The 11970-nt window shown below is 64.0% G+C and carries 12 protein-coding genes; 9 read left to right on the top strand and 3 right to left on the bottom strand.

Annotated elements, in window-relative coordinates:
- Positions 1–194: 194 nt before the first annotated feature.
- A complete protein-coding gene (locus F3J20_RS21515; RefSeq protein ID WP_167284460.1) occupies positions 195–1472 on the bottom strand; it encodes an SGNH/GDSL hydrolase family protein in 1278 nt (425 codons plus the stop codon).
- A gap of 112 nt (positions 1473–1584) precedes the next feature.
- Entirely contained in the window at positions 1585–3207 is a 1623-nt protein-coding gene (locus tag F3J20_RS21510) for an NAD(P)/FAD-dependent oxidoreductase (RefSeq protein WP_167284459.1), read from the bottom strand.
- Between the two features lie 249 nt (positions 3208–3456).
- Here F3J20_RS21510 and paaA point away from each other — a divergent pair, with 249 nt between their 5' ends.
- The 8 genes from paaA to F3J20_RS21470 all read left to right on the top strand — a co-directional run bounded on the left by paaA (position 3457) and on the right by F3J20_RS21470 (position 9919).
- The gene (gene paaA, locus F3J20_RS21505) at positions 3457–4455 is read left to right on the top strand and encodes a 1,2-phenylacetyl-CoA epoxidase subunit PaaA (RefSeq protein WP_167284458.1); all 999 of its coding nucleotides are present in this window, start codon (positions 3457–3459) and stop codon (positions 4453–4455) included.
- A gap of 47 nt (positions 4456–4502) precedes the next feature.
- Complete coding sequence (gene paaB, locus F3J20_RS21500; RefSeq protein ID WP_167047604.1) at positions 4503–4787, top strand: 1,2-phenylacetyl-CoA epoxidase subunit PaaB; 285 nt, start codon at positions 4503–4505, stop codon at positions 4785–4787.
- Positions 4788–4795: 8 nt separating this feature from the next.
- On the top strand, positions 4796–5599 hold the full coding sequence (gene paaC / locus F3J20_RS21495; protein ID WP_167047601.1) for a 1,2-phenylacetyl-CoA epoxidase subunit PaaC: 804 nt from the start codon (positions 4796–4798) through the stop codon (positions 5597–5599).
- Positions 5600–5607: 8 nt separating this feature from the next.
- Positions 5608–6186, top strand: a complete 579-nt coding sequence (paaD, locus tag F3J20_RS21490; protein ID WP_167284457.1) for a 1,2-phenylacetyl-CoA epoxidase subunit PaaD — start codon at positions 5608–5610, stop codon at positions 6184–6186.
- 1 nt (position 6187) lies between these two features.
- Entirely contained in the window at positions 6188–7276 is a 1089-nt protein-coding gene (gene paaE / locus F3J20_RS21485; RefSeq protein WP_167047596.1) for a 1,2-phenylacetyl-CoA epoxidase subunit PaaE, read from the top strand.
- Positions 7277–7488: 212 nt separating this feature from the next.
- Positions 7489–8304 (top strand): DUF1835 domain-containing protein, encoded by an 816-nt coding sequence (locus F3J20_RS21480; protein WP_167047594.1) that lies wholly within the window; start codon positions 7489–7491, stop codon positions 8302–8304.
- Positions 8305–8315: 11 nt separating this feature from the next.
- The gene (locus F3J20_RS21475) at positions 8316–8927 is read left to right on the top strand and encodes a TetR/AcrR family transcriptional regulator (protein WP_167047591.1); all 612 of its coding nucleotides are present in this window, start codon (positions 8316–8318) and stop codon (positions 8925–8927) included.
- A 323-nt stretch (positions 8928–9250) separates the two neighbouring features.
- Positions 9251–9919 (top strand): GNAT family N-acetyltransferase, encoded by a 669-nt coding sequence (locus F3J20_RS21470; RefSeq protein WP_167284456.1) that lies wholly within the window; start codon positions 9251–9253, stop codon positions 9917–9919.
- 114 nt (positions 9920–10033) lie between these two features.
- On the opposite strand, the gene F3J20_RS21465 is transcribed toward F3J20_RS21470, so the two are convergent.
- Complete coding sequence (locus tag F3J20_RS21465; protein ID WP_167047585.1) at positions 10034–10531, bottom strand: Lrp/AsnC family transcriptional regulator; 498 nt, start codon at positions 10529–10531, stop codon at positions 10034–10036.
- Positions 10532–10721: 190 nt separating this feature from the next.
- Here F3J20_RS21465 and hppD point away from each other — a divergent pair, with 190 nt between their 5' ends.
- A complete protein-coding gene (gene hppD / locus F3J20_RS21460) occupies positions 10722–11819 on the top strand; it encodes a 4-hydroxyphenylpyruvate dioxygenase (RefSeq protein WP_167284455.1) in 1098 nt (365 codons plus the stop codon).
- Positions 11820–11970 lie beyond the last annotated feature (151 nt).

Raw genomic sequence — 11970 nt, 5'->3', positions numbered from 1 at the left:
CAAGCGCCCACACTTATCGGCTGTTGGTTTTTAAAGATCAGTCCACAAACTCACAGCACCCAAACCACCCGGCACCGCTTCGTTTGCGTCGCTGCGTCTGCAGCAGAGAAACGAGATTATGGAGACTGTTTCCCACTCCGTCAACTCCCATTTTCGCTTTCACTTAAAAAATGTTGGCGCTTACTTCCAGCGACTCACTTCCGCGTCGCGCTCACCACAGCCTCGATCGGAACGGCATCAGCCATTGCGGCATAGCCTGCATCGCTCGGATGAATGTGATCGCCACTATCGAAAGCGCGCTGCAACCGCTCCGGCTGCGCCCGGTCGCGCAACACCGCGTCGAAATCCACGACGCCGTCAAAAGCATGGCCGCTCCTAATCCACTGGTTGACGGCGAGCCGGATATTTTCCCGCTCCGGCGGCAACGAAGCCGGCGTCAGCGTCGCGCCGAACACCTTGACGCCATCGCGCCGCGCGGCCGCGATCACTCGCTGATAGCCGGCGATCAGGTCGGCGGCCGTCACCGACGTATGCGGGAAATCGCAGTCGAGCCCGCCATGCGGCGGCATCGCCGCAAAATTGATGTCGTTGATACCGATCAGCAAGATCGCCACCTTGACGCCCGGCCAGCGCAAAACGTCGCGATCGAAGCGGCTCAGGAGCGCGTCGCCGTAGCAGGGTGAATCACTCAGCAGCCGATTGCCGCTAATACCGAGATTCACGATCGCGGTCGACTGCACGCCACTGCCTGCCAGCCGGTGAGCCAGCGCATCCGGCCAGCGGCGGTTCTGGTTCAGGCTCGAGCGCATGCCGTCGGTAATCGAATCGCCGATCGCGGCGATGGCAGCCGACTGCGCCGCGGCCTCCACCGACAACCCCGTCACCCACACGTATTGCGTGAACCGGCCACGAAACGCCGCGGCGGCAGGATCAGCCGCGTGATTGCCGGGCGCCGACACATAATTCACCTGGTTCGACACGCGGTGCCAGGCGACAATCCGCTGCTCCGGCCCCATGAGCGCACTGATCGCATACGGTGCGCCTTCAGCGATATCGAGCGCGATCGGATCACTATCCAGCTCCCCACCCGGCGGAATGCTCAACGCCCCCTTACCACCGAAAGTCACGCGAACCCCATCGCCGACAGCTGCTGCGCCACCCGCCGAGCGCGCAATGCGCAACTCATCGATGACGAGCGGCGTCTTGCCATACGCATTGCTCAGGTGAATGCGGGCACTTTTCCCCGACAGCGTCGGATAAACGATCTGGCGAACCGTGCGCCCGGCCACTTCCGGGGCGCGATAAAGCGAGGGCAATTCGGCCCGTTGCGGAATGGGCTGCAGCGCGGTTGCCCATGCGGCGACCCAGTGTCCGGAGGTGTCGGCGGCAAAAGCGTTCGAGGAAACGGCAAAGGAGGCGAATTGGGCAAGCAGCGCCGCGCCGCAGGCGGCCGCCAAGGTGCGAATGGTCATTCGGAGGATCGGTTCGGGGCGAAACGCGCATTGTGCCCGATCGCCGCGGCAATCGCGGACAACGCTACCCAACGACGTACACCGCCCGCGCGCACGCCGCCGCCACCGCAGTTCAAGCCGTCTGCTCTCCCACGAGCTTCAGCGCGAGCGCTTCCGCAACCTCGATCCCGTCGATCGCTGCCGAATAAATCCCGCCGGCATACCCGGCACCCTCGCCCGCCGGATACAGCCCTTCGACGTTCACGCTCTGATAATCGTCGCCGCGACGCACCCGGACCGGCGACGACGTTCTCGTCTCGACGCCCGTCAGCACCGCATCATGCATCGCAAAACCGGCGATTTTCTTCTCCATCTGCGGCAGCGCTTCGCGGATCGCCTCGATCACGTAATCGGGCAGCGCGGTGCTGAGATCGGTCGGATGCACGCCAGGCTTGTACGACGGCACCACCGAGCCGAGCGACGTGGACGGCCGCCCCGCGATGAAATCGCCGACCAGTTGGCCCGGCGCCATATAGTTGCCGCCGCCGAGCTCGAACGCCCGCTCTTCCCACTTGCGCTGGAAAGCGATGCCGGCGAGCGGTCCGCCGGGGTAATCGTCAGGCGTAATGCCGACCACGATGCCGGCGTTCGCATTACGCTCGGCGCGCGAGTACTGGCTCATGCCGTTCGTGACGACGCGCCCCGGCTCGGAAGTCGCCGCGACCACCGTACCGCCCGGGCACATGCAGAAACTGTAGACCGCGCGCCCGTTGCTGCAGTGGTGCACCACCTTATAGTCGGCTGCGCCCAGTTGTTTGTGACCGGCAAATTTGCCAAAACGGCTGCGGTCGATCACACCTTGCGGATGCTCGATGCGAAAACCGAGCGAAAACGGCTTCGCTTCGACATAAACGCCGCGATCGTGCAGCATCTGAAACGTATCGCGCGCACTATGGCCGACCGCGAGCACGACGTGATCGCAGCGCAGCGTCTCGCCCGTGGAAAGCTTCAGCCCGCGCACCTTGCCGTCGTCGATGTCGAGGTCCTCGACACGGGTTTCGAAGCGCACCTCGCCGCCCAGCTCGTGGATCGTCGCGCGCATCTTCTCGACCATGCTGACGAGCCGGAACGTGCCGATATGGGGCCGGCTCAGGTAAAGAATGTCTTCCGGCGCGCCGGCCCGCACGAATTCGTCGAGCACCTTGCGGCCGTAGTGTTTCGGGTCCTTGATCTGGCTGTACAGCTTGCCGTCCGAGAACGTGCCCGCGCCGCCCTCGCCGAACTGCACGTTCGACTCCGGATTGAGCACCGACTTGCGCCACAGGCCGAACGTATCTTTAGTGCGCTCTCGCACGGCCTTGCCGCGCTCCAGGATGATCGGCCGGAAGCCCATCTGCGCGAGGATCAGCCCCGCGAACAGCCCGCACGGCCCCATGCCGATCACGACCGGGCGCGGCGCATTCGACTGCGCGGGCGCCTTTGCGACGAACTTGTAGCTCATGTCGGGCGTCACGCCGCAGTGCGGCACGTCGGCGAGCCGCCTCAGCACGGCCGCCTCATCCGTTACTTCGACATCGACGATGTAGGTGAGCTTGATGTCGGCGCGTTTGCGCGCGTCGTGCGCACGGCGAAACACCGTGTATCGGATGAGCCCGTCCCTGGCCACGCCGAGTTCCGCGAGGCGCGCGCGGACGGCCGCTTCGAGGTCGCTTTCGGGATGATCGAGCGGGAGTTTGATTTCGCTTAGACGTAACATGGGTACCGGAGATGCAAGTGGGCCGCAAATCGCGGCCAATTCTCGATTTTACCGGGGTAAGTGCCGCAACGGGGCCTCAGCCGGTCATGAACCGCCCGTGCCTCAGGACTGCGGCATACCCGCAATGGATTCGTAACACGCCCCGGTAGCCCCTATCAGTCGACACATTTATCCTCAAAAAATTTATTAACCGACCGGTCGGTTGATTTATACTACGCCGACACAGATCACTTCCGCAGAGAGCGTCCCATGTACACGCAATCCCTGGATATTCCCGGCAATGTCGCCCCGCTCGATGCGGACGCGAACTCTCCCGAGCAGGCGCGCTTCGACGCGGTCATGAACGCCGACGGCAAGATCGAGCCGCAGGACTGGATGCCCGAGGCGTACCGCAAAACGCTGGTCCGGCAAATCTCGCAGCACGCGCATTCGGAAATCGTCGGCATGCTGCCCGAGGGCAACTGGATCACCCGCGCGCCGAGCCTCAAGCGCAAGGCGATCCTGATCGCCAAGGTGCAGGACGAAGCGGGCCACGGACTGTATCTATATAGCGCCGCAGAAACGCTCGGCGTGTCGCGCGATCAACTGATCGCCGCGCTGCACGCGGGCAAGGCCAAGTATTCGAGCATCTTCAACTACCCGACGCCCACCTGGGCCGACGTCGGCGTGATCGGCTGGCTCGTCGACGGCGCCGCGATCATGAACCAGATCCCGCTGTGCCGCTGCACGTACGGCCCGTACGCCCGCGCAATGATCCGCATCTGCAAGGAAGAGTCGTTCCATCAGCGCCAGGGCTTCGACTCGCTGCTCGCGATGATGGCCGGCACCGAAGCCCAGCGCGAACTGGTGCAGCAGGCCGTGAACCGCTGGTGGTGGCCGGTGCTGATGATGTTCGGCCCGAGCGACAAGGATTCGGTCCACAGCAACCAGTCGGCGAAATGGGGCATCAAGCGCATCACCAACGACGACCTGCGCCAGAAATTCGTCGACGCAACCGTCGAGCAGGCCAGGGTGCTCGGCGTCACGCTGCCCGACCCGGACCTGAAATGGAACGAGGCGCGCGGCCACTACGACTACGGCGACATCGACTGGGAAGAGTTCTGGCGCGTCGTGAACGGCGACGGCCCGTGCAACCGCGAGCGCCTCGCGACCCGCGTCAAAGCCCACGAAGACGGCGCCTGGGTGCGCGAAGCCGCGCTCGCCCACGCCGAAAAGAAGCGCCAGCGCGCGCAGCAGCACGCCGCCTGAACCGCACGGCGCGCGATTAGCGAAAGTCAGGAATCAGGAGATCAGCAATGAACAAGGAATGGCCGATTTGGGAAGTGTTCGTGCGCAGCAAGCAGGGCCTCGACCACAAGCACTGCGGCAGTCTGCACGCCGCCGACGCGCCGATGGCGCTGCGCATGGCGCGCGACGTCTACACGCGCCGCCAGGAAGGCGTGAGCATCTGGGTGGTGCCGTCTTCGGCGATCACGGCGTCCGCGCCGGACGAGAAGGCCGAGCTGTTCGAACCGGCGGCCGACAAGATCTACCGTCACCCGACGTTCTACACGCTCCCCGACGAAGTCAACCACATGTAAGCGCGGCCATGCCTATCACGCCCCAACACCTCCAGTACGTGCTGCGTCTCGCGGATACCGCGCTGATCCTCGGTCAGCGCAACACCGAGTGGAGCGGCCACGGCCCGATCCTCGAAGAGGACATCGCGCTGTCGAACATGAGCCTCGACCTGATCGGCCAGGCGCGTCTGCTGTACACGCATGCGGCCGCGCTCGAACAGCAGCTCACCGGCAAGCAGCGTACCGAGGACGACTACGCGTACTTCCGCACCGAACGCGAGTTCGCCAACTACACGCTCGTCGAGCTGCCGCACTACGGCCCGCTCGCCGGCACCGCGCAAACCGAAAAGGATTACGCGGTCACGATCGTGCGCAATTTCCTGTACTCGACGCTGATGGCGCATCTGTGGAGCGCGCTGGCGAACTCCACGGACGAGCAACTGGCGGCGATCGCCGCGAAGTCGATCAAGGAAACGACGTACCACGTGCATCACGCCGGCGAGTGGCTGATCCGCTTCGGCGACGGCACCGACGAATCGCATCGCCGCGCGCAAGCCGCGCTCGACTATCTGATGCCGTACACGCGCGAGTTTTTCAGCGCGGATGCGGTGGAAGACGTGATCGCCGCGGCCGGCATCGGCCCGCGCACGTCGGAACTGGAAACCGCCTGGCTCGAAGACGTGCGCGCCACACTCGACGAAGCGACCTTGACGCTGCCCGAAGCGGTCAGGCACGTGAGCACCGGCAAGCACGGCGAGCATTCGGAGCATATGGGCTTCGTGCTCGCCGAAATGCAGAGCCTCGCGCGCCAGCATCCGGGCGCAACCTGGTAAAGCGCGCGATGACGACCTCGACCGCTCCGCTCGCAGCCAATACCGCTGCTCATACCGCCACCGACCCGGCGCGCGCGCGCGCGTGGGCCGTGCTCGAAGCGGTGCCGGACCCGGAGATTCCGGTGGTGTCGATCCGCGAGCTCGGCATCCTGCGCGACGTGCGGCGCGCCGCCGACGGCATGCTCGAAGTCGTGATTACGCCAACCTACTCGGGCTGCCCGGCGATGTCGCAGATCGCCGAAGACGTCGGTCATGCGCTCGACGCCGCGCAACTCGCGCCCTACCGCGTCGCCACCGTGCTCGCGCCGGCCTGGACCACCGACTGGATCACCGCCGACGCCCGCGAAAAACTGCGCGCCTACGGTATCGCGCCGCCGACGGGCAACTGCGGTTCCGCCGCCAGGACCCAAGCCGCGCCGCGGGAAAAAGTGCTGCGCTTCGTGCCGCGCTCGCTGTCGGCGCCGGCCTGCCCACGCTGCGGCTCCGCGCACACCGAGCGGCTCGCGCAATTCGGCTCGACCTCCTGCAAAGCCCTGTACCGCTGCCTCGACTGCCGCGAACCCTTCGACTACTTCAAACCGTACTGATATGGCCACCCCGCAATTTCATCCGCTGCGTATCCGCGAAGTGCGCCCCGAAACCGCCGACGCGGTCTCGGTCGCGTTCGAAGTCCCGGTCGAACTGCGCGACCACTATCGCTTCACGCAGGGCCAGTTCGTCACGCTGAAGACGCATATCGACGGCGAGGAAACGCGCCGCTCGTATTCGATCTGTGTGGGCGTCACCGACTACGATCGCGACGGCGAGTTGCGCATCGGCATCAAGCGCGTGCGCGGCGGGCGTTTCTCGAACTTCGCGTTCGACACGCTGCAGCCCGGCCACACGATCGACGTGATGACGCCGGATGGCCGCTTCTTCACGCACCTGAACGCCGAGCAGGGTAAGCAGTACCTCGCGTTTTCGGGCGGCTCGGGCATCACGCCGGTGCTCGCGATCATCAAGACGACGCTCGAAATCGAGCCGCGCAGCACCTTCACGCTCGTGTACGGCAACCGCAGCGTCGACCAGATCATGTTCGCCGAGGAACTCGAAGACCTGAAGAACCGCTTCATGAACCGCTTCGTGCTGTACCACGTGCTGTCGGACGATCTGCAGGACGTCGAGCTGTTCAACGGCGTGCTCGATCAGCAGAAGTGCGCGGCCTTCATGGAACAGCTGCTGCCGGCCGAGGCAATCGACGAAGCGTTCATCTGCGGCCCCGCGCCGATGATGGACGCCGCCGAAGCCGCGCTGAAAGCCGCCGGCGTGCCGCCCGCGAAAGTGCACGTCGAGCGCTTCGGCACGCCGCTGCCGCAAGCGGGCGTGCCGCCCGTCGAAATCACCGAAGACACGCCCGCTGCCGATCTCGAAATCGTGCTCGACGGCAAACGGCGCAAGCTGCGCCTGCCCTATCAGGGCGTGAGCGTGCTCGACGTCGGCCTGCGCGCCGGCCTCGCGCTGCCGTATGCGTGCAAGGGCGGCGTCTGCTGCACCTGCCGCGCGAAGGTGCTCGAAGGCGAAGTGAAGATGGAAAAGAACTACACGCTCGAAGAACACGAAATCCGCGACGGTTTCGTGCTGACCTGCCAGTGCCATCCGGTCAGCGAGCGCGTGGTGGTGAGCTACGACGAGCGTTAAGCCAAAGGCAATCCGCGCTCTATCATGGTCGGACACGACTCGGCAGCATTGCGCTTTTGACGCGGCGCTACGTCTGCCCGACGGCCGGCGCGCTTTCGGCCATTTCGCGATCCGCTTACACTAGGGGCCGCTCATCGACCGGAACGTCGGTTTCCGGTCGATGAGCGGCCTCTTTTTGTCACCGCCGCAAGCGCCACAGCAAGCCTTTGTCCATGAGCACGATTCACCTCACCAACGGCGACGTCGCCGCCGAATCCCTCCGTTCCGCGCTGGCCCAGGCCGGCCGCGACGACCGCGTACAGGCGTTGCGGGACGATCTGGCCGTCGGCCCGCTGCGCGGCATCGACGACGGTCCGGACATGCGCGCCGATTTCTGGGAGCGCGTGAGCGCGGACACAAAGCGCAATTTCCTGCAGGAATTCCGCGATCAGGCCGCGGCGCTGAACAGCATCGCGAACGGAACCGCGAATCTGGTCGTGTGGCACGGCGAAAGCTCGTCCGATCAGCTGATGCTGCGCCGGGTCTGCTACTACCTGCGCAATAGTCCGCAGCGTCTGAACGAGGTGCGGCTGTCGATTGCCGATCTCACCGATCCGCTCGCGTGGGCGCATACCCGCAAGGACCGCGCGACGTCGGTCGGCATGTTCGCCCCGGACGTGTTGCAGTCGCGCCTGCCCGACGCCGCGCCGATTTCCGTGCTACGTATCAGCCGGCTTGCGCTCGAATGGCAGGAAGTCAAGCACGCGAACGGCGAAACCCGGCGCTGGCGCGACAACACGTTCACGAGCAGCAGCTTCGCCGAACTCGACGCGCTGATCCTCGATCACGCCGCCGAAGCATGGCAGCCCGCCGCGCGCATCGCCGCCGGGGTGATGAGCGCCGAACTCTGGTTCCTCGTCAGCGACAGCATCGTGCTGTGGCGCCTGCGCGAACTGGCGGCCAGACGGCGTATCCGCCTGCGCGGCGACACGAACGCCTGGCGCTCGCTCGAACTGTGCGCCACGTTCGCCCTCCGCTCAAACCCGTAAAACAAACGACTATGGCCCGCACCCGAGCCCCCGACCACGAAACCCAACGCGAGCAGATTCTCGAACTGGCCGCGGAAAAATTCGCGCAGACCAGCTATCCGAGCACGTCGATGGCCGATCTGGCCGCGGCGAGCGGCACCTCGAAAGCGCGCCTCTATCACTACTACGCGAGCAAGGAAGCGATCCTGTTCGATCTGCTCGACCGCTACACGAAGCGGCTGATGCTGATCATCACCGAGGTGGAAGGCGCAAGCCAGCGGCGCGGACTCAGCGAGCGCGAGACCTTCGCCGAGCTGATCCGCGCGTTCCTCTCCGAGTATGAAACGTCGCACAGCCGGCACGTCGCGCTGCTGAACGACGTGAAGTATCTGGTCGACGCGCAACGCGAGATCATCCTGAACCGTCAGCGCGACGTAGTCTCGGCCTTCGCGCGCCAGCTCGCGCGCGCTTACCCCGAGCGCGCGACGCGCGACAACCAGACCGCGCTGACGATGATGGTGTTCGGCATGATCAACTGGACGTTCACGTGGTTGAAGCCGGACGGCAAGATGGGCTACCGCGAGTTCGCCGAGCAGGTGGTGGACGTGCTCGAGCACGGTTTCGGCCCGGCGCCGGCGCACTGAGACGGCGGCTCCGCGCAAGGAGCCGGTGCGCCGGCCCACGGCGGAATGCCGGCTCGCGCACCACACGAAATGACGCAAAGCAGCAATATCCAGAACGGTTGACCGCTTAAGACATGTCTGAATTATATGCGTGAGGCATCCTTCCACGAACGCCCGTTCATTTTATTTTTTACATACAAATCAAATAATTAAAAATAGAGCCAGAGTATTTTAGATTATCCCCTCGGGTTTTTATACGGGTTTTCCCTAGTGAGTGAGCCTGGTTTCCGCTAGAATCGATTTTGCGGTGCACCACGCCGCCCGATCAAAAGGAGAACCCGACCATGAACACGCTGACACCCCGCATCGCCGAGCCGATCGTCGCAAACGATCGTCCGTCGCTGTCTGCTGGACGCGAGCCCGCTCTGGTCCGTGAGCTCACCGCGATCGACCGCGAACGGCTGCTGGCCCACTTCCTTGCGCTCGAAGAAGACGATCGTCTGCTGCGCTTCGGCCAGGTCGTACCGAATCACGTCATCGAAAACTACGTGCGCGCGATCGACTTCACGCGCGACACCGTGTTCGGCGTATTCAACAGCAAGCTCGAACTCACCGGCGTCGGCCACCTGGCCTATCTGCCGGCCGAAGGAGACAAGCGCACCGCCGAATTCGGCGTGTCGGTACTGGAAAGCGCGCGTGGCCAAGGTATCGGCACGAAGCTGTTCGAGCGCGCCGCGATCCGCAGCCGCAACACGCGCGTCACGATGCTGTATATCCACTGCCTGTCACGCAATTCGACGATGATGCATATCGCGAAAAAGGCCGGCATGAAGATCGAATACGCGTACGGCGAAGCCGATGCCTATCTGACGCTGGCCCCCGCCGACCAGTCGAGCATCCTCGCCGAGATGCTGCAGGAGCAGGCCGCAGTGCTCGACTACGCACTCAAGCGCCAGGCGCGCCAGGCATCGCGGCTCTTCGAGTCGTTCATGCCGGCAGCCGTCGCTGCCTGAATAATCGCTACGGGGAAATGAGAAGGGGGCGGCCGCAAGGTCGCCCTTTTTTCTGTCCGCGCTTTGCCTCGCAGCAAACGCCACGCTTCGCACTGGTAATGCCGCCGACAACGCTCACAGAATAGGCAGCGCCGTCGTTTCCTTGATCTTTTCGAGCGAGAAGCTCGATTTCACGTCGATCACCGACGGATGCCGCAGCAACTGATCCTGCACGAAGCGCGAAAAATGCGCCATGTCCTCGACCTGGACGCGCAGCAGATAGTCCATCTCGCCGGTCATCGCGTGACAGGCCACCACCTCGGGCCACGTCTGCACGGCCGCGCCGAACAGATCGGCATGCGTGGCTTCGCCGTGCGGACTGAAGGCGCGGCCGCCGCCCTTTTCGAGCCGCACGCTGACATACGCAAGCAGATCGAGCCCGAGCCGCTGCGCGTCGAGCAGCGCGACATAGCCGCGAATCACGCCACTTTCCTCCAGCCGGCGAATCCGCCGCAGACACGGACTCGGCGACAGATTGATCCGTTCCGCAATCTCCTGATTCGACAGCCTGCCGTTCTGCTGAAGGATGGCCAGAATGCGCCGGTCGATCGCATCTATCTCGGAATTAGCCATGTTCTGCCATATACCTTTGCAATTGAGCCATAAACTGGCTCAAGCGTAGTGATGCGTGATTAAGTTCGCAAGTTTTTGTCTCCACCACGGTTCTACACTGGTGGCATCCGGTCGCGCTCAACCGACCGCCCCACGCGCTCACCGCCAGCGCACCTCAGCAGCCCTCTTGCATGGGAAACGGAGACAGACAATGCAGGTTTCAACTTGGGAAAACCCGGTCGGCACCGACGGTTTCGAATTCATCGAGTACACCGCGCCGGACCCGAAAGCGCTCGGCAAGCTCTTCGAGCGGATGGGCTTCACCGCCGTCGCGCGGCATCGTCATAAGGACGTGACGCTGTATCGCCAGGGCGAGATCAACTTCATCGTCAACGCGGAAAAGCATTCGTTTGCACAGCGCTTCGCACGGCTGCATGGCCCGTCGATCTGCGCGATCGCGTTCCGCGTGCAGGACGCTGCCAAGGCTTACAGCCAGGCGCTCGAAAAAGGCGCGTGGGGCTTCGACAACAAGACCGGCCCGATGGAGCTGAACATTCCGGCGATCAAGGGCATCGGCGATTCGCTGATCTATTTCGTCGACCGCTGGCGCGGCAAGAACGGCGCGACGCCGAACAGCATCGGCGATATCGACATTTACGATGTCGACTTCGAACCGATTCCCGGCGCGAATCCGAACCCGGTCGGCCACGGCCTGACCTATATCGATCACCTCACGCACAACGTGCATCGCGGCCGCATGCAGGAATGGGCCGAGTTCTACGAGCGCCTGTTCAATTTCCGCGAGGTGCGTTACTTCGACATCGAAGGCAAGGTGACCGGCGTGAAGTCGAAGGCGATGACCTCGCCCTGCGGCAAGATCCGCATTCCGATCAACGAGGAAGGCTCGGATACGGCCGGCCAGATTCAGGAGTATCTGGACGCCTACCACGGCGAAGGGATTCAGCACATCGCGCTCGGCACCGGCGACATCTACCGCACCGTGGACGGTCTACGCGGCTCGCACATCTCGCTGCTCGACACGATCGACACGTACTACGAACTCGTCGATCGCCGCGTACCGGGCCACGGCGAGCCGCTCGAGGAACTGCGCAAGCGCAAGATCCTGATCGACGGCGCGCCGAACGATCTGCTACTGCAGATCTTCACCGAAAACCAGATCGGCCCGATCTTCTTCGAGATCATCCAGCGCAAGGGCAATCAGGGCTTCGGCGAAGGCAACTTCAAGGCGCTGTTCGAATCGATCGAGCTCGATCAGATTCGCCGCGGCGTCGTGCAGGACAAGCCCTGACAGCGCAACGCGACCGGCACGCGCCATCATGAAAAAAGGGCGAGGATCGTAAGACCCTCGCCCTTTTTCCGCTTACGCCGCGATCCTCATCGGGAGCGCGGCCGGTTGTCAAACGACACACCGCAAACGCGGTACATCACGAATTCCGCGG

Origin of the sequence: Paraburkholderia sp. Cy-641, from assembly GCF_011752945.1 — a bacterium.
Lineage (GTDB): Bacteria > Pseudomonadota > Gammaproteobacteria > Burkholderiales > Burkholderiaceae > Paraburkholderia.
Note: the sequence above shows the minus strand (reverse complement) of the source record. Positions and strands in the feature narration are given on the sequence as shown.